Source organism: Chroococcidiopsis cubana SAG 39.79 (assembly GCF_003991895.1).
GTDB lineage: Bacteria > Cyanobacteriota > Cyanobacteriia > Cyanobacteriales > Chroococcidiopsidaceae > Chroococcidiopsis > Chroococcidiopsis thermalis.
Genome location: NZ_RSCK01000109.1, coordinates 1 through 19,007 on the forward strand (window position 1 = coordinate 1; position 19,007 = coordinate 19,007).

The following is a 19,007-nucleotide window of genomic DNA, read 5'->3' on the forward strand; positions in this document are numbered from 1 at the left end:
GCTCAAGTCTCTGTTGAAGATCTACGTGGCTGGTTTACTCATTGCTGTTATTGTACCTCAGTAGACTAGAAAATGCTCTAACTCTTTTTTTAATAAAAATTCATACAAGAATGTCAGTTATAGCTGTTCTAAATGATTTGTAAAGTAGGCTTCTAGCTGCCGCAGGCTAGAAGCCTGCTCCATCATGAATCAAATAGGATTGCTATATCAGTTGTCAGTTGTCATTTGGAAAATAAATTAATATGAATTTTGCCGAACGAATGAGCCGCCTGGGGACGGAATCTGCTTTTGAAGTCCTTGCCAAAGCACAACGATTGGAAGCTCAAGGACGTAACATAATTCATTTAGAAATCGGACAGCCAGACTTCCAGACACCGATGAATATCTGTCAGGCTGCATTTCAAGCCATGAAAGACGGTTACACTGGCTATGCTCCAGCCCCTGGATTACCTCAGTTGCGACAGGCGATCGCTCAATATGTGACACACACAAGAGGCGTTGAGGTGCATCCCGATGAAGTGGTGGTGACACCAGGTGCTAAGCCGATAATTTTTTTCACAATTCTAGCGCTGGTAGATACAGGCGATGAGGTGATATATCCCAATCCAGGGTTTCCCGTTTACGAATCAGTCATTAACTTTGTAGGAGGCAAGGCAATTTCTCTAGCTTTGCGCGAAGAGGTTGGCTTTCGCTTTCGGATTGAGGATTTAGAGCAAGCAATTTCTCCCCGCACGCGACTATTAATTCTCAATTCTCCCCAAAATCCTACTGGAGGCGTACTACAACTTGAAGATTTAGAGGCGATCGCCAATTTAGCAGAACGACATAATTTTTATATCCTCTCGGACGAAATCTACTCGCGCATCCTTTACGAACAAACACACCACAGCATTATGAGTTTGCCTGGAATGAAAGAGCGGACGATTCTGCTAGATGGTTACTCTAAGACTTACGCGATGACAGGGTGGCGCTTGGGTTATGGTGTGGCTCCCCAACTATTAGCTCAAAAGCTGGAGCAATTGACGATCAATTCTAATTCCTGCACCTGTTCGTTTACTCAAATTGCTGGGATTGAAGCACTGACAGGAACGCAAGAGTTTGTGGAACAAATGGTGGACGAATTCAGACAGCGAAGAGATTTTATTGTCGATGGTTTGAATGCGATCGCGGGTATTGAGTGCGTTAAACCTACAGGAGCATTCTATGTATTTCCTAATGTCAAACAACTTCCCCTTAGTTGTGATGCATTGGCAGATTACTTACTAGCAGAAGCCGGAGTTGCCGTACTTTCTGGTTCTGCTTTTGGCAGATTTGGTGAGGGATATTTAAGGTTATCCTACGCTAACTCATTGGCAAATATTCTCATAGCTCTCAACCGTATTGAAACCGCGATCGCTCAGCTCAAATGAGGCATTCAGTCTTCTTCGTCAGTTGTATACAATTGAAGTGGATGCATGGTAATTTCTGACTTCTGAGTTCACCCTGTTGTCAAAAAACATTTGGGGAGAATCAGGATGAAAAACATTGCAGGAACCTTCAAGGGCGCTGGTGGATTAAGCCTTTATTACCAAAGCTGGCATCCCCAAGAGCGATCGCGGGCTGTGGTCGCGATCGTACATGGTTTGGGAGCGCATAGCGGTCTGTTTCTACCTGCTGTAGAGTACTTAGTGTCTCTAGGTTATGCAGTCTATGCTTTTGATTTACGAGGTCACGGACACTCGCCAGGACAAAGGGGACATATTAATAGATGGACTGAATTTCGAGAAGATTTAAGCGCCTTTTTGCAGCAAATTTGGCAGCAAGAACCGAATTGCCCTTGTTTTGTCTGGGGACATAGTTTAGGAGGTGCGATTGTTTTGGATTATGCTTTGCGATCGCCGCAGGGATTGCGGGGTGCGATCGTCACTGCACCAGCCTTGGGGAAAGTTGGAGTTTCGCGCCTCAAACTAGCGATCGGGCGAGTCTTTTCCCGCGTCTATCCACGCTTGAGTCTTAAGGTTGGCTTGAATCATCATGCTAGTTCGCGCAATCCGAATGTTATTTCTGCTTATAGTCAAGACCCCTTACGTCACGAATACGGTAGTGCCAGACTTGCAACAGAATTCTTTGCTGCCGTGGATTGGATTGAAAATCATGCCTCTGAGCTGCAAATTCCTTTACTGCTGCTACATGGCAGTGCAGACCAAGTGACTCATCCTGAAAGTAGTTGGCTGTTCTGCGAACGGGTCACTTATCCCGACAAGAAATGCTACGAGTATCCTGGCAGTTATCACGATCTTTATGCCGATACGAATTATCAAGAAGTACTTGTAGACATTGGTAACTGGTTGGAGCAGCATTTGCAGGAAATTGATGACAGTCAAGCAGCATAAGGTATGAGAGTGGTGTCTGGAAGAATTAAATAATGTTACCAAAATTTTCTTTATTGCTATAAATTAACAACGGATAGTGAAGTATGTGTTTGACTCTCTTATAGTGAATTCAGAGGCTAGCAACTAAGTGGTTAGTAAGCAAAAATTCCTGTTGCTTAGCTTGATTTGTTACTAAAGATAGATAAAATAGCAACTTTGTTAAGCGATAAGCTAAACTGAGATCGAGGCAATTCTTGTAGCATATCGTTCGATCCCTGAAGGGTTAGATATGGCAGTCTAACATCTTCAGTTAGGTATGTTGCGGCTGATTCAGATTAATTGAAAAGGAGAAACAGGGGAATATTTAACTCAGGTGTGAGAAGCTAGCATCCAAAACAAACACTGCATCTGGCTCTATTTTCTAAAAACAAAACTAAATCAAAAACTATCGGCTACTCGATCGCAAATATTATTTGCGATCGCAGCAGTGAGTTTCAGTAAGTGTAGGGTGGGCGATGCCCATCTTACTGTAAAAGCTAATTCATAAAAAAAACAGAAAAACTTTATCGAGGGGAAGAGATTTCAGCTCTTCTTGGCGAAAATGTTGTGGTCTAACAAAATTTACACAGCTCCTCCCAACTCTGGGAATGTGTTGTTGGGACGCACATTGCCTTCATTATTAGATGAAGCCTGCGATCGCGCTCCCAATTTCCATGCTTTAAATTGGTGGACGGAACAAGGTTGGCAGTCCTTATCCGAGCGAGCCTTTCGGACTGCGGCTGAAGAAGTAGCACTCGGTTTGTCGAACTTAGGGTTAGAGAAGGGCGATCGCGTTGCCCTCCTGATGCAGAGCGATGTTAACTTTTGCATAGTTGACATGGGCTGCTTGCTAGCTCAACTGATTGACGTACCGATCGATCTCACCCAAACGCTGGAAAATATTGTTTTTATTACGCAACACAGCGAAGCCAAAGGACTAATTGTTTCTAACCTCGACTTACTCGACCACATCATACCTTACTTAAGCAGCACGCCCGATCTACAAATCGCGATCGTCGCCGATGTTCCCCTCGATTGGCAAGGACAATCCAAGCACCCTCAATCGCTTCAAATCTTTTCTCTAGCAGAGATACGGCAGCGAGGACAAGCTCAGATGTCAGATGAGAGGCAACAACAGCTACGCGCATCGCTAACAGCCAACGACTTAGCCACCATCATTTATATCCCTGGAGCCACTGGTAAGCCTCAAGGAGTGATGCTGACTCACGAAAATCTTTCTGCTAATGCCCTAGCAATGTTTAGTGGAATTCCCGATTTAGAACTGGGTGCAAAGGAGGTCGTACTTTCATTTTTACCCTTAACTCATGTTTTTGCCCGTGTCTTTTTCTACGGTCACATGAATTACGGGCATAGCGTTTACTTCACTACTCCTAACCGAGTGATGAAACATCTTAAAGAGGTACAACCAACGATCTTTGCTACCGTGCCTCTGTTGCTGGAAAAAATTTATCAGCGAATTTTAGAAACAGGTAGTCAGACTCCACAACCAGAGACAGCGAAGAGTGTCAAATACGACTTGCTGCCCCGCTTTCGGACTTTCGCCGCGCAGATGTTTCAGAAGAAACAAGAAACTCCCCAGCAAAAATTCCGTTTATCCTCTCTGCGATGGTTGCCTCCAACTCAATTCAAGTTACCGCATTGGCAAGCCTCTCTCACTGCTTGGAAATCGTTACAAACAGAACAAACTCAACGTCTCGTCGATTGGGCGATCGCCCTTGCTCAACAGTACGAACTGGGACGGTCACCGAGCGGCAAATACGACTGGATGCTGAAACTAGCAGATCGGTTAGTGTTTTCTAGATGGCGCTCGGTGTTTGGCGGTCATCTCAAATACGCGATCTGCGGTGGTGCAGCTTTGAAAGCCGAGATTGCTAACCTGTTTGCCGCTGCTAGAGTCACGATTCTACAAGGCTATGGTTTGACAGAGTCGAGTTCGGCAGTTGCCTGCAATCGGGGTAGCTTCAACCGAGCTGGAACAGTAGGAGTGCCTTTGCCTGGAATAGAAATCGCGATCGCCTCTGATGGTGAAATTTTAGTCAGGGGACCTTACGTGACGCAAGGCTACTATAAAAACCCCGAAGCTACCCAGCAGGCGATCGACTCTGAGGGTTGGTTTCATACAGGCGACATAGGAGAGTTTACTGCCGATGGTTTTCTGAAAATCGTTGGATTAAAGAAAAGTCACTTCAAGCTTTCAACAGGTAAATACGTCACGCCACAGCCATTAGAACACAAGTTAGAACAATCTCCTCTGGTAGCAAAAGCCGTTGCAGTGGGGGCAGAACGTAAATTCTGTGCGATGCTAATTTTTCCCGATTTCAATAACCTGCGCCAACAAGCTCAACTCTTGGAACTCGACCTACCAGATGCAGAATTATTGAACCATCCTTGTATTCTCGCCCTTTACCAGGCTTTAGTAGATGAAGCTAACTGCCATTTGCCTTACTGGTCTTTAGTTAAACGCTTTCAGCTCATCAACGCTACACTCAGCGTCGAGAACGGAATGCTGACCCCCAGTGGAGAAGTAAAACGCGCCAGGATCGCTGAAATGTTTGCTCAAGAAATTAATACTTTATATGGTCAAGAAGATTCCAAACGACGAGAGACACAGCGTCACGAACAACTCAACCTATGTCCCCCCGTACCCGCTGCGTCTACCTGTCCTGCATATGCTCAATCCTTAAGCCAGGGAGTAGGGAGTAGGGAGCAGTGACCAGTGACCATCACGCAGTGTAGCAGAGCGCGTTTACCGTCAACTGTCTTCACGGAGTGTAGTGCAGCGTTTACCGTCAACCAATTACCAATTACCAACGACCAATTACCACTGATAACTGATAACTGAGGTTTTAAAACTATGTTTAAGCCGTTCCGAACCGCCGCCGTTCTTGGTGCGGGAGTGATGGGAAGCCAGATTGCCGCTCACCTCGCCAATGCAGGTTTAACCGTATATTTATTAGATATTCCTGGCAAGGGGAGCAATAAAAACGAATTAGTTGAAACATCATTTAAAAAAGCCCTAAAGCTATCTCCACCTATATTTTTTACAGAAAAGACAGCCCGTCGCGTCATTGTGGGAAATTTTGACGAGCATTTTGACTCAGTTGCCGCTGTCGATTGGGTCATTGAAGCAGTGGTAGAAAATCTAGATATTAAGCAAAAGCTGATGGAACGCCTAGAGAGCGTAATTCGCTCGGATACAGTCGTATCCACCAATACGAGCGGTTTACCAATCGACGCGATCGCCCAAGGACGTTCTGAATCCTTTCGTCAAAGGTTTTTGGGAACTCATTTTTTCAATCCGCCCCGCTATCTCAAATTACTCGAAATCATTCCGACAGCTGATACCGATCCGCAAGTACTAGAAAGAATGAAGTGGTTCGGAGAGCTACATTTAGGTAAAGGGGTCGTAGTCGCAAAGGATACTCCTAACTTTATTGCTAACCGAATTGGGATGTATGTCACCATGCTCGGTTTGCAGGCGTTAACGCAGGGATACACGATTGAGGAAATCGATACTCTAACGGGAACAATTGCAGGTAGACCAAAATCAGCCACATTCCGCACGGCGGATTTAGTCGGACTAGATACGTTGATGTATGTCGCCAGCAATCTCTATCCAGCTATTCCCCATGATGAAAGCAGAGAAGTCTTCCGCGTGCCGGAACTATTACGCAAACTCGTAGAGACGGGGACGCTAGGAGCGAAAACGGGTCAAGGCTTTTACAAAAAGCAAGACCGACAAATTCTGTCATTAAATCCAGAAACACTCGCTTACGAACCAGCTAAACCTCTAAATTTGGGTGATATTGAGGCAATTGGTAAGATTCCCGATTTAGGCGATCGCCTGCGGGCATTGTATCGCGATCGCAGTCGTGCGGGTGCTTTCTTCCGCGAGTCTATCCTTAAAACATTAAGTTATGCTGCCTGCCGCATTCCCGAAATTGCCGACAGTCCTACCGACGTTGACAAAGCAATGCGATGGGGCTTTGGCTGGGAACTCGGTCCTTTTGAAATTTGGGATGTATTGGGATTTGAAACCGTGCTGGCAGATATGAAAGCTGCGGGAATGACCGTGCCGGAATGGGCAGAAGTCAAAAGTCAAAAGTCAAAAGTCAAAAGTGAAAATTTGATTTTCGACTCCCGACTCCCGCTAATATGGCAAAATCCCGAAGCAGCATTGCTAGACATGGGCGATGGGGTGGTTTTGTATGAGTTTCGCTCGAAGGGTAATACTTTGAGTTTGCAAGTGGTTGACGGTTTGACTGAGGTGTTGGATCTGCTAGAGAACGATTATCGAGGATTGGTCATTGGCAACAGCAGCGCTCATTTCTCAGGTGGGGCAAATCTGGCGGAAATGGCAATGATGGCGCAGTCGGGATTAGGGGCGATCGCCGATCTGATTGTCAAATTTCAAACTCTGCTACAACGAATTCATTACTTCCCCAAACCAATTGTTGCAGCAATTCAGGGGCGCGTGTTGGGTGGTGGCTGCGAGTTAGTCATGGCGTGTCCGCAAGTCGTGGCAGCAGCAGAAACTTATATTGGCTTGGTGGAACTGAGTGTAGGTTTAATTCCTGGGGCTGGTGGCATTATGCGATCGGTGACATGGGCAGCCGATCGCGCTGCCACAGAAGCACCCCATCACATCCAACCATTCCTGCGGCGAGTGTTTGAAACAATTGGCATGGCGAAAGTCTCCAATAGTGCTGCGGAAGCCCAAGAACTAGGATTTTTACCACCGACAGCCAGAATTTTAATGAATGGCGATCGCCGTTTAGAAGTTGCCAAAGAAGAAGTCTTATGTAGCGATCGCGCAGGTTACGCCTCACCCCCCGAACGCAACGCCATTATGGTGCTAGGTCGTCCGGGGAGAGCAATGTTAGATTATGCTGCCGATACCCTTTACCGAGGCGGCTTCATCAGCGAATACGATCGCTATTTAGCCAACCGTTTAGCCTACGTCATGGCTGGCGGGGAACTTTCCGCACCTGCTTTAGTTGATGAAAACTACTTACTGCAATTAGAACGGGAAGCATTTTTACCCCTACTACTCAGCCAGCCCAAAACCCAAGAGCGGATTGCTCACACGTTGAAGCATAAAAAGCCGCTACGGAATTGAGGACAAGGGAGATAAGGGGGACAAGGGAGAATTCAAAATTCACGCATTCACACCCTACACCTTACACCCCACACCCTACACCCCTTCTTCACGCACCACTTTCTTATCAACTACCCATTACCTATTACCCATTACCAACTACCAACTACCAACTACCAACTATGAAAGAAGCCTATATTGTTAGCAGCGTTCGGACTGCGGTGGGAAAAGCGCCACGCGGTACGTTACGCCACGTTCGCCCCGATGACATGGGCGCGGTGGCAGTCAAAGGCGCGATCGCTCGCGTCGAAGGACTTGCACCAGAATATATTGACGATATCATTATCGGCTGTGCGTTTCCAGAAGCGGAACAGGGATTTAATTTGGGACGAGTTATTGCTCAGCGGGCGGGTTTGCCCGATTCAGTGGCAGGTTGTACCGTCAACCGTTTTTGTGCTTCTGGACTCCAGACGATCGCGATGGCAGCTCAAGCGATCGCCACGGGACAAGCGGAAATTATGGTGGCGGGTGGAGCCGAATCGATGAGTTTGATTCCGATGGGGGGACACTATCTAGCTCCCAACCCAGAAGTCTTGGCGGAGACTCCACAAGCCTACTGTACGATGGGGATTACGGCTGAGAACGTAGCCCAGCAGTACGGAGTTTCTCGCCAGGAACAAGATGTTTTTGCGCTGCGATCGCATCAGAAAGCTTTAGTTGCAATTAGGCAAGGTCGTTTTGCTGAAGAAATTATCCCGCTTCCGGTGCGCGAAACTCTCTATATTGATGGCAAGCCGCAGGTTGTGGAGCAAGTTTTTCAGCTTGATGAAGGTCCTCGCGCCGATACCAGTCTGGAAGCATTGGCGCGATTGCAACCTGTTTTTCGCCAAGGTGGAGCGGTTACAGCTGGGAACTCATCCCAAACTTCGGATGGAGCAGCAGCGACGGTGTTAATGAGTCAGCGCTGGGTCAACAAACTCGGTGTAAAACCTCTAGGACGGATGTTAGGGTTTGCAGTCGCCGGAGTTCCCCCAGAAATTATGGGGATTGGACCAGTTGAGGCTGTACCAAAGGTGCTGAAGCAAGTGGGTTTAAGCTTGGAAGATATCGGGTTAATCGAGTTAAATGAAGCCTTTGCCGCGCAAAGCTTAGCGGTAATTAGCAAGCTCGGTTTGAATGAGGAGATTGTCAATGTCAACGGCGGCGCGATCGCCCTCGGTCATCCTCTAGGTTGCACGGGTGCGAAGCTGACAGCCACCCTGCTGCACGAAATGAAACGGCGTAATATTCGTTACGGTCTGGTGACGATGTGTGTTGGTGGTGGGATGGGAGCAGCGGCAGTGTTTGAGAATTTGGCAACCTCCTGAATCTGGACGACCTGAGAGGTCAGATTCTTCAACCCACTTTTAATTACGAATTACGAATTACGAATTATGATGATGAACCTGCTCGATCCAGTCTTTGTCATTCCCGCGCTAATTTTCCTATTTTTAGCACTGGGTTACATTGGCGTTCCTTTGTGGCTGTGGTCGCTGTATTTTGTCCTGGTACTATCAGCGTGGAATCCGCCAATTTGGGTGTGGTCGCTGTTTGGTGTGGTGGCAGCAATCTTAAATTTACCCATATTACGGCGATCGCTTGTCACATCTTTGATCGTTTCCGCCATTAAAGCTTTCAATCTCTTACCAAACATCTCTGCAACTGAACAAGCAGCGATCGAGGCAGGAACTGTTTGGGTAGATGGTGAGTTCTTTTCCGGTCAACCCAATTTTCGCAGAATTAACAGCGAACCCTATCCTCAAGTCACGCCAGAACTCCAAGCATTTCTTGACGGACCAGTAGAACAAGTTTGCCGCATGGTCAGCGATTGGGAAATTTACCGTCGCAAAGACTTACCACCGGAAGTCTGGGCATATCTCAGACACGAAGGCTTCTTCGGCATGATGATTCCCAAAGAGTATGGCGGTTTGGGCTTTTCTAACTTTGCCTACAGCGCCGTGATGATGAAGTTGGCATCGCGATCGTTCACCCACACGGCGACAGTGGGAGTGACGAACTCCCTCGGACCCGCTAAGCTATTGCTGCGATATGGTACTCCAGCTCAGAAAGACTATTATCTGCCCCGACTAGCCAAGGGAGATGAAATTCCCTGTTTTGCCCTGACCGAACCCCAGGCTGGCTCAGATGCGGGTAGCATTACTTCTGAAGGGGTCGTGTTTCCAGCTGAAGATGGAAAACTATATCTGCGCTTGAATTTCCGCAAACGCTACATTACCCTGGGCGCGATCGCCACTTTAATCGGTCTGGCGTTTCGCCTTCGCGATCCAGAAAATTTGCTGGGAAAAGGAGAGGATGTAGGCATTACTTGCGCTTTAATTCCCGCGGATACACCTGGTGTGGTTTTAGGACGGCGACACGATCCGATGGGAGTTCCGTTTTACAATTCTCCGGTTGAAGGGCATGATGTCATCATCTCCATCGACCAAGTTATCGGTGGTGTCGAACAGGTGGGTCAGGGTTGGAAAATGTTGATGCAGAGCCTGGCTGCGGGTCGGGGCATCAGCTTTCCTGCTACCTGTACCGGAGTTGCCAAACTCGTAGCGCGAGTGACGGGCGCTCACGCAACAGTGCGACAGCAGTTTGGTTTGCCAATCGGTCGGTTTGAAGGAATTGAGGAACCCCTAGCTCGGATTGGGGGACTGACATATTTGATGGATGCCGCTCGGGCTTATACTTGTGGCGCAGTCGATCGCGGCGAGCAACCTGCTGTCATTTCGGCGATCGCTAAGTACAACCTGACGGAACTCTCGCGTCAAATTATCAATGACGGGATGGATATTCTCGGTGGCTCTGGTATCTGTCGCGGTCCCAGAAACCTACTCGCAAATATCTACATTGCTACTCCGATTTCGATTACGGTTGAAGGCGCGAATATTCTCACTCGCACGATGATGATCTTCGGTCAAGGAGCGATCCGCTGTCATCCCTACGTATTTGCAGAAGTTATTGCCCTCAAACAGTCGGATGTCTCGGCTTTCGATCGCGCCTTTTGGCATCACGTTGGTTTCATGATGCGTAATGGTTGCCGTGCCTTACTGCTGAGTCTGTCTCGTGGCTATCTCGCCCGTCCGCCTGTAACTGGAGCTACTGCTAAATACTACCGCAAACTCGAATGGGCAGCCGCGACTTTTGCTTGGCTGACCGATTTAGTTCTCTTCTGTTTTGGTGGCACGTTAAAGCGGCGAGAAAAACTAACTGGACGATTTGCTGATATTCTTTCTTGGATGTATTTGGCAACAGCTACTCTGCGCCGATTTGAGGCAGAAGGTTGCAAGGAAGATTTACCCTTTATCCGCTGGGCAGTAGAATATGCCTTAGCTCAAATTCAGCTTGGATTTGAGGGAATTTTCAGTAACCTACCCATACCAATTCTCGGTAGTTTATTCCGAAAACCCGTGACTTGGTGGTGGCGACTCAATGCGATCGGTTCTTTACCATCTGACCGACTTGGCAGTGAAATTGCTCGTAACCTTCAAACACCAGGACAGCAACGCGATCGCCTCACCGCAGGTATTTATGTTCCTGTAGATCCAAATGAAGCCTTGGGACGCTTGGAAAATGCTTTTCTCCTGTCATCCCAAGCCGAACCAGTATTCAAAACTATCAAAGCTGCCAGTCGTGAAGGTCAGCTGCCGTCAGGAAAACCGGAGCAGCTAGTTACAGCAGCACGTGAGGCTGAGATAATTACTCTAGAAGAGGCTGAGCTAATTCGTGCGGCAGAAATTGCTCGTAATGAAGCAATTCAAGTAGATACATTTACACTTTTGGAATACCAACAAGGAGTAGAGGATCGACAAGAACAACTGAAATTGATGGATCGAGCGGCTTTGTTGCCTAAATAGCTGGAGGCAAAGGGGAAAAACAAAATCTACTGTTTCGGTCGATCTAGTTTTAGAGCAGGTAGAACGCGATCTGAAGTTATGAAACCATCGCCAATGGAGCAATTGTCGCATCAACTTTTGTTTCCCACAGCCGTCTCATCAGCTTACCCTCATACCTATGTTCGCGCAAACGTTTGTTATAGCTTTCTAATACGATGGTTTCTTCATATTTCCCAACCGACATAACTAGTCGATTGGGATCTCGCATTTGATAACTAAATATACTAGGCGCGCTATTGTGGGAGATACTTTTATCTGTAAATACAACATTGGGATGCTTGGTATCGACACACCAAGACATATAGTCTGAGTCTAGTTTTTTACGATATTCCCAACTCATTTTAATTCCAAATTCAACTCGTTCTAGAGCGTGAATTTGGGCGATCGCCGATATTTCTGACTCATTCAACCAATCTACATTTAGCGTTAGTAACGGAGAAACCCAAATCCCCGTAGAACGCAACCAATAATCGTATAGCTGATAATGGAACGGCATAGTTGCATAAATTTCCTATGGAAAATCAACGCGATATACCGATCTCTACCAGCCGCGATCGCGGTTTTACGGATTATTTTAAAAAAATATTGACAAAATACTCAACTCATGCAGTTGTGCGTGTTCCTTGGCAGGGATTGTACGGGCGGGTTTTACCTGATAGCTATTCGTGTCAGGAAAATTTGTTGTCTAAACCCGCCCCTACTAATATTTGTGATTGGATGCTAAGAACAAAAGATCGATAATTTCGCCAAAACCCAAGCCAAAACCTGCTACAACTGCTAAAAATAAAAAAGTATTGAATCGACTAAAACCAGCAAATCGCATTTCTACATTTGCCAAGAATGTGATAGCTAAAGGCATGACAATAATCGGAATTAAAATCGATCGCGCCGCAGCCAAAGCAATCAACACGCACACCAAAAGCATTGCTACAATCAATAGAAATCCTTGGGAAGCAAATTTCATAATTTGCTCTAAAGCAGCAATACTCTTCCAAGATAAAGCTAATCCTACAGCTGCTATGCAGGCTCCAACAAACCAAAAGATATGGTAGGCAGAGAGATACCATCCCAATAGTGCGTATGCTAGCCAGAGGGCAACAACAGGTAGCAGAGGGATTCTATTTAGAAGTCCTGCGTTCATAATAGAGTCTTAATGCGATCGGGAACAGGTATAAAAGTGGTAGATAGCATGGAACTACCTGCATTTTAACTAAGCATCTGCAAACCCGCTTCCTACTGTAAGAAGAGTTAATTTATTGTGGTGAGTGGCTAGTGGCTAGTAGCGAGTGGCGGAATTCTTCATCTAGTCACCAGTCACTAGTCACTAACAACTAATAACTGTTCACTATTTTCTCTGTTTGAGTGCGATGAGTAACTCCATTTGACTCGTGGTTTTGTCGGGGTTGCTGGCGGTGATGCCGATGCCGCGAATAGAGTTGATAATGGCAGTAGCTTCTGGATCGATCGCAGTGCTTAAGGGTTTACTAGCAAGTAACGACATGGTTTTATCCATATCTAAGTAGAAGTAACCTGCATTAGGTTGTATTAAAGAACCAGTTGCGGCTTTGAAAACTTCGCTACTGTCAAGAGACTTACCAGAAGGCTTGGCGATCGCCTCTACAATCGGTTCGCCTACAGCGATAAACATTGTATCTCGGTCTAACCAGCCGTGACCGACAATCGCACCTTGGGCGGGAACTTGCCATTCAGTAATGCTTTTACCATTAATATCTCTGGGAACGACAGCTAAAAAGTTACTTTTAGCGATCGCATCCAGTTTACCGAGAGTCGATTCAGCCGTAGCGCGATCGCTGGTTTGAAACATTAGTGCGCCGCCAAATCCCAAGGAACCTAGCATCCCCTGACTGGATGGAATTGCACCAATGGCAAATTCTCCATCCATCCAGCCAAAAACATCTCGGTCTAGATCGAGATTGTAACTTGTTTTGAACGATCGCCGAGCAGAGTCCAATCCTTGCTTGACTTCCGGTAAATCTCTAGTTTGGTCAACAAACGCCGCCCAGGTGCGACTGATTCCCGCACCGGTCAACAAAGCCAGCGTATCGACGGGGAATCGAGTGACAACCTTCCCAGGAGAGTTTTGATATTGTATGTTGATGGCATTAGAATTTAGCTGCGCGATCGCTTTCATCCGTATTCCCATGTCATCTACACCCACACCTGCAACTACGGCTTTGACCGATTGCAACTGTGCTAAAGTTTGTGGAGGTAATCCAGCCGGATTAGCAGCCGTCAATTGTTGGACTGCACCTGCATAATCGGGTAAATAAATTTGCGCGATCGGGTTTTTGAGTTGTAAGCTTTGGGCAAAAGTGCTGTCTATATCTGCTTTGGCAGCAAACGAAGGTTCTCCTTTATAAGTATCGATCGCTTGTTCTACTGCTTGTTTGGTTGGAGCGAGAACAACACGACTATCGAGGATGCTACTGTAAATTGGTGCGCCTTGACTGGTTGATTCAGTAATTTTTTGTCCTTTGTAATCGAATTCTTGACTCGTAACTGTTTTATCGGCTTTTAGTTTCTTGCTAAAGTTCCAGGCACTCAACCCATTTTTAATTCCTAGTACCAGTAAAATATTCGATTGAGGCGATAATGTTGTTGCTTGTACTTGCTTAGCAGAACCAGGTGGTAGTACGGCAATTGCAACGCTACCCAACCAGGGTTTGATATCTTGTTCGTAATTAATATTAGATTTTGTTAATACTTGGCGATCGAAGTCTTGCAGGCTTTTCTCAACTAACTTTTCGGCTTCAGGAGTGCCAAACCTCTGTAACTGCGCCAAAGCACTAGAATCGGTTGAAATAAAAGCTGCCATCAATGCTTCATCTGGTACGACTTTAGCACTTGCCAAAGGACTCGCGCCACTACCAAAATTCCCTTTAAAATACCAATAAGCCGCTGCACCTCCTGCGACAATCCCGATAGCTACAACAGCAGGGAGCAAATTTGATTTTTTCGTCGGCATTTTAATTATCCTTGCGATCGCCTCTGCTCAAATTCTTGTCAATCACCTATACAAATGTCATTGTGGTAATTTCGGATAAATATTAGGAAGTAGGGAGTTGTACGGGCAGGTTTAGCGAGCCTAGCTACAATAGAACAAAATATTCAGCAGTTAAACCTGCCCGTACAGGAGTAGGGAAAATACTAATGACAACTCGTATGAATGAATACAAGCAGCAAATTATTACAGATTTTAATTCTAGAACTAATTATGACAACGAGTTTCGCTATCGTTTTGCCAAACCTTTAATAGAATTAGCTCAACTCAAGTTAGGACAAAAAGTTTTGGATGTGGCGACTGGTACGGGAATCGTGGCGATCGCGGCAGCAAAAATCGTAGGAGATGCAGGTTATGTATTGGGAGTAGATATTTCCACGGGAATGCTAGCACAAGCACGGCACAAAGTTGAGTTAGAAAAATTACAAAATATTGAATTGATTGAAGCGGACGCGGACGATTTACATTTTGATGATAACAGCTTTGATGTGATTTTTTGTTCCGCTGCGATCGCCTATCTCACACATGTTTTTTCTTCCCTGCGTCAGTGGTATCGTTTTTTAAACACAAGTGGAATAGTAGCTTTTTCCTGTTTTGCTGAAACAGCTCATACTGCATCTATTTTATTTAGAGAGAAAGCACAACAATTTGGAATTACAATTAACAATCCCAACGAACTACTAGGTACTCCTGAAAAGTGCCAAGCTTTACTTCAACAGACTGGTTTTCAAAATATTGAAGTTGTAACTCAACAATTCGGTTTCTACTTCAAAGATGCAGAAACAGCATGGAACGCACATGCTAATAATGTTTACGGCTACCAGGTGTATCAACTATCACCAGACAAATTAGCGCAGCTTAAAGCAGAATACATGGCAGAGATCCATGCCTTGTCAACGGAGCAAGGATTTGGGCATGATGTTAATAGCTTGTTTGTTTTTGCTCGTAAAAGTTGAGTTTGAGATTTTTCATGATTAGTAACAGTGATAATACAATTAAACTCGATCAATTTTTAAAATTAATTGGCATAGCAGCAACAGGCGGACAAGCCAAACTAATAATTCAGGGAGGTGAGGTTCTCGTTAATGGCATACTGGAGACTAGACGCGGACGCAAGTTAAGATCGGGTGACAGCGTAACCGTAGCAGAACAAACTTTTGATGTAAATTTAGACGAGATTTAAGTTTTAATTAAAGTTAGGCGATCGCATTAAGACACCAACCGCAATCCCCGCGCCAAATCTTTGCACAACTGCGTTGGTTTACTCAAGTCTGGCTTAATCAAACAGTCATCCGCAGCAAAATCATAGTCTGCTACCTCCAACTTTAACGCCCACTTGGTTAATGGCAATTTTCCCCATGTCTCTACAAACTCTACAACGCCTTTGGGTCTTTTAGAGCGTTCTACATTTTGCAAAGCACAGGCAATACTCAGTTGATTAAATCCCCTAATTAAAGGATCGGGATAGGGAAATGGATCTTTTTCTCCTGCTTTGATGCGTCCAAAATACTCCAGCACACCTGAAGCTAATAGAGAAAGTATTTCTGAGTGATTTAACTTAGTCGGATCGTAGCTCATGGGTTTGATAGACCAAATGGGTCGCCCCATATCAAACCAGAGAGCGTGACTTCGCGTAACTTTGAATGTGCCACTATTTAGAGTGGACGCGAGTGAGAATTCGCAATCCACAATTTGCAATTAAACACAGACCAATTACCAATTACCCATTACCACTCTTAAGTGATAACTGATTTATAAAATCCCGACTGCGTGCAATAGCCCTTTGCCAGTGATTAGCTCGATAATCAGAGCGATAAAGCCGAGCATGGCAATTCTACCATTCCAAATTTCTGCCGAGGTCGTCATGCCCCACTGCCAGCGCTCTTGAGGGTACATTTTGACCCGCTTTTTCATTTGCGACACTTGAGACAGTTTAACGCTGGGAGAATTTAAGGCTTCGATGGTTAAATCTGCCATCCCATCAATAAACTGAGTGTGAGTGTTGAGCGCTGGGACGCGACGAAAGTTATGTATGCCTACTGACTCTGCAACTTCTCTATACTCCATGTCAATTTCTTGCAGAGTTTCTATGTGTTCGGAGACAAAACTGATCGGTACGACAACCATATCTTGCACCCCTTGCTGACCCAATTCTTGAATCGCATCTTCTGTATATGGTTGCAGCCATTCTACAGGACCAACACGACTTTGATAAGCTAAGGTGTATGAATTGGGGCGGTTGAGGGTCTGCATTATCAGCGCCGTACATTCCTCAATTTCTTGCTGATAGGGGTCGCCTGCTTCCTCAACATAACTTTTTGGCACGCCGTGAGCGCTAAAGAAGACATGCACTGCATCAGGGTTGGAAAACCCCTCTAACTCTTGAGCAATTAACTGCGCCATTGCTTGCAGATAGCCTGGTTGCTTGTACCAAGAGGGGATGACTGTATATTCAATGCTGTTTAATTTTGGGTCTTCTAACCACATTTGTTGCAGCAAGCGGAAGCTAGAACCACTGGTGCTGATGGAAAACTGCGGGTAGAGTGGTAAAATCACCAAACGGTCAATGCCATCGCGTTTGATGCGGGCGATCGCTTCTTCGGTGAATGGATGCCAGTAACGCATCCCAATATACATTTGAGTTGGTTGCCCTTTTTCTTCTAGTCGTGCTTGTAGCGCTTGTGCTTGGGCTTCAGTGATGCGTCGTAAGGGGGAACTACCACCTATCTGTTTATAGTTTTCTTGCGATCGCTTCGTGCGTACGGTTGAAATCCACCATGCCAGGGGTTTTTGCAGCCAGGGAAACGGCAGGCGAATGATTTCCGGGTCGGCAAACAAGTTAAATAGAAATGGTCTGACATCCTCTAGTCGATCCGGTCCACCTAGATTAAGTAATAGTACTCCCACTCGACCCATAGCAGTTTTGTTACCCCAATTTCTTCAGCTTTGTTACTGATTTTAACAATACATCTTTTAACAATACATCTTTATTCGGAATATCGGTCAACAAATATTTATGAGGATTGAAACATGGCAACAATATTACGAGAATGGAGCTATCGTTATCAATGGTTTTACGATACAGTTTCTCGACTAGCGGCGTTGAGCGTCGGCGGAGAGGGAAAGTTTCGCCAATTAGCTTTGCAAAACTTAACAATTCAGCCCAATACTCAAGTTTTGGATCTTTGTTGCGGCAGCGGTCAAGCAACTGAACTATTGGTGAAATATTCTCAAGAGGTGACGGGATTAGATGCGTCTCCTTTATCTTTGAAACGAGCGCAACACAATGTACCGCAAGCCAAATATGTAGAGGCTTTTGCCCAAAAGATGCCTTTTAGCGATCGCAGTTTCGATCTAGTTCATAGCAGCATGGCAATGCATGAAATGACAGCGGAGGAATTGCGGCAGATTTTGAGCGAAGTTCATCGCGTCCTCAAGCCAGGAGGCATTTTCACTTTGGTTGATTTTCACCCACCGACGAATTGGTTATTCGTACCTGGAATCTATCTCTTTCTATTTTTATTTGAAACAGAAACAGCTTGGCAGTTGTTACGCGGGGATTTAGTTGAGTTGTTGGAAGAAGCGGGGTTCGAGTTGCAAAATCGCGTTCTCCATGCAGGCGGAAGCTTGCAAGTGATTCAAGCGATCGCGCGAGCCAACTAATGCACTATTACCAATTACCCATTACCAATTACCATAAAATCTGAGGGTTGCATGATGAAGCATGATGAACACAACGGGTAAAGTTTACCTGGTCGGTGCGGGACCAGGAAGTATTGATTATCTAACTGTTAGGGCGCTGCAACTGTTGAGTCAAGCAGAAGTATTGATCTACGATGCTTTAGTCGATCCGCAATTGTTAGAACTAGTGCCGTCAAATTGTCTCAAACTCGATGTCGGTAAGCGCGGCGGACAATCTAGCACCCCTCAAGCAGAAATCGATCGCTTATTAGTCGAGTATTGCCAAACAGGACAACAGATCGTTCGGCTCAAAAGCGGCGATCCGTTCATTTTTGGACGAGCCGCAGCAGAAATTGAGGCATTAGTTACCGCAGGCTGCCCATTTGAGGTTATACCTGGAATTTCTTCAGCCTTAGCCGCACCCACCCTAGCAGGAATTCCCCTCACCGATCCGGTGATGAGTCGTTGTTTTGCCATAACAACTGCCCACGAACCGGAACTCGTCAACTGGGAAGGTTTAGCATCAATCGGAACCCTGGTGTTTCTGATGGGAGGACAGCAGTTATCAGAAATAGTCAAACAATTAGTCAGACATGGGCGATCGCCCCACACGCCAATTGCGATCGTGCGTTGGGCGGGAACCGCAAAACAGCAAGTTTGGACTGCCACCCTCGAAACAGTTGTAGCTCAAACCGATGGCTTAAACCTTTCTCCTGCTGCGATCGTGGTTGGTGAAGTCGTTGGCTGGCGCGAGTATTTACAACCGCAGGAGAAGAGACAAGGGGGACAAGGGGGACAAGGGGGAACTCGGGGACCCCACGACCGAAGGGAGTGGGGATTAGGGGGCGAAGGGA

16 protein-coding genes are annotated in these 19,007 nt (G+C 46.0%); 11 read left to right on the forward strand and 5 right to left on the reverse strand.

Going from position 1 to position 19,007, the window contains the following annotated elements; translation table 11 throughout:
* Positions 1-242 precede the first annotated feature (242 nt).
* The 7 genes from DSM107010_RS32180 (at position 243) to DSM107010_RS32205 (ending at position 11,411) form a co-directional block, all read left to right on the forward strand.
* Entirely contained in the window at positions 243-1,409 is a 1,167-nt protein-coding gene (locus DSM107010_RS32180; protein ID WP_127024908.1) for a pyridoxal phosphate-dependent aminotransferase, read from the forward strand.
* Positions 1,410-1,514: 105 nt separating this feature from the next.
* The gene (locus tag DSM107010_RS32185; RefSeq protein ID WP_015154930.1) at positions 1,515-2,372 is read left to right on the forward strand and encodes an alpha/beta hydrolase; all 858 of its coding nucleotides are present in this window, start codon (positions 1,515-1,517) and stop codon (positions 2,370-2,372) included.
* Positions 2,373-2,952: 580 nt separating this feature from the next.
* On the forward strand, positions 2,953-5,124 hold the full coding sequence (locus tag DSM107010_RS32190; RefSeq protein WP_106169277.1) for an AMP-dependent synthetase/ligase: 2,172 nt from the start codon (positions 2,953-2,955) through the stop codon (positions 5,122-5,124).
* A gap of 3 nt (positions 5,125-5,127) precedes the next feature.
* Complete coding sequence (locus DSM107010_RS42585) at positions 5,128-5,253, forward strand: hypothetical protein (protein WP_258183997.1); 126 nt, start codon at positions 5,128-5,130, stop codon at positions 5,251-5,253.
* 12 nt (positions 5,254-5,265) lie between these two features.
* Positions 5,266-7,530, forward strand: coding sequence for a 3-hydroxyacyl-CoA dehydrogenase/enoyl-CoA hydratase family protein (locus DSM107010_RS32195; protein WP_127024911.1), 2,265 nt, complete (start codon positions 5,266-5,268; stop codon positions 7,528-7,530).
* Positions 7,531-7,691: 161 nt separating this feature from the next.
* Positions 7,692-8,876, forward strand: coding sequence for an acetyl-CoA C-acyltransferase (locus DSM107010_RS32200; RefSeq protein ID WP_015154927.1), 1,185 nt, complete (start codon positions 7,692-7,694; stop codon positions 8,874-8,876).
* A gap of 72 nt (positions 8,877-8,948) precedes the next feature.
* Positions 8,949-11,411: an acyl-CoA dehydrogenase gene (locus DSM107010_RS32205; protein ID WP_181245548.1), complete on the forward strand. Its 2,463-nt coding sequence runs from the start codon at positions 8,949-8,951 to the stop codon at positions 11,409-11,411.
* Between the two features lie 76 nt (positions 11,412-11,487).
* Here DSM107010_RS32205 and DSM107010_RS32210 read toward each other — a convergent pair whose 3' ends face one another.
* From DSM107010_RS32210 to DSM107010_RS32220, 3 genes are all read right to left on the reverse strand, one after another.
* Positions 11,488-11,946, reverse strand: coding sequence for a hypothetical protein (locus tag DSM107010_RS32210; protein ID WP_015154925.1), 459 nt, complete (start codon positions 11,944-11,946; stop codon positions 11,488-11,490).
* 204 nt (positions 11,947-12,150) lie between these two features.
* Entirely contained in the window at positions 12,151-12,591 is a 441-nt protein-coding gene (locus tag DSM107010_RS32215; protein ID WP_015154924.1) for a hypothetical protein, read from the reverse strand.
* Positions 12,592-12,795: 204 nt separating this feature from the next.
* Positions 12,796-14,436: a DUF3352 domain-containing protein gene (locus DSM107010_RS32220; RefSeq protein ID WP_106169180.1), complete on the reverse strand. Its 1,641-nt coding sequence runs from the start codon at positions 14,434-14,436 to the stop codon at positions 12,796-12,798.
* Between the two features lie 185 nt (positions 14,437-14,621).
* On the opposite strand from DSM107010_RS32220, the gene DSM107010_RS32225 reads away from it, so the two are divergent.
* Positions 14,622-15,428: a class I SAM-dependent methyltransferase gene (locus DSM107010_RS32225; RefSeq protein WP_106169179.1), complete on the forward strand. Its 807-nt coding sequence runs from the start codon at positions 14,622-14,624 to the stop codon at positions 15,426-15,428.
* A 14-nt stretch (positions 15,429-15,442) separates the two neighbouring features.
* The gene (locus DSM107010_RS32230; RefSeq protein ID WP_015154921.1) at positions 15,443-15,655 is read left to right on the forward strand and encodes an RNA-binding S4 domain-containing protein; all 213 of its coding nucleotides are present in this window, start codon (positions 15,443-15,445) and stop codon (positions 15,653-15,655) included.
* A gap of 26 nt (positions 15,656-15,681) precedes the next feature.
* Here DSM107010_RS32230 and DSM107010_RS32235 read toward each other — a convergent pair whose 3' ends face one another.
* Together DSM107010_RS32235 and hemH are read right to left on the reverse strand one after the other, a co-directional pair.
* Positions 15,682-16,050 (reverse strand): pPIWI_RE_Y domain-containing protein, encoded by a 369-nt coding sequence (locus DSM107010_RS32235; protein ID WP_132866942.1) that lies wholly within the window; start codon positions 16,048-16,050, stop codon positions 15,682-15,684.
* Positions 16,051-16,224: 174 nt separating this feature from the next.
* A complete protein-coding gene (hemH, locus tag DSM107010_RS32240; protein WP_106169178.1) occupies positions 16,225-17,388 on the reverse strand; it encodes a ferrochelatase in 1,164 nt (387 codons plus the stop codon).
* Positions 17,389-17,502: 114 nt separating this feature from the next.
* On the opposite strand from hemH, the gene DSM107010_RS32245 reads away from it, so the two are divergent.
* Together DSM107010_RS32245 and cobA are read left to right on the forward strand one after the other, a co-directional pair.
* Entirely contained in the window at positions 17,503-18,135 is a 633-nt protein-coding gene (locus DSM107010_RS32245) for a class I SAM-dependent methyltransferase (RefSeq protein WP_106169177.1), read from the forward strand.
* A gap of 61 nt (positions 18,136-18,196) precedes the next feature.
* On the forward strand, positions 18,197-19,007 hold an 811-nt coding region (gene cobA, locus DSM107010_RS32250), incomplete at its 3' end, for a uroporphyrinogen-III C-methyltransferase (RefSeq protein ID WP_127024913.1).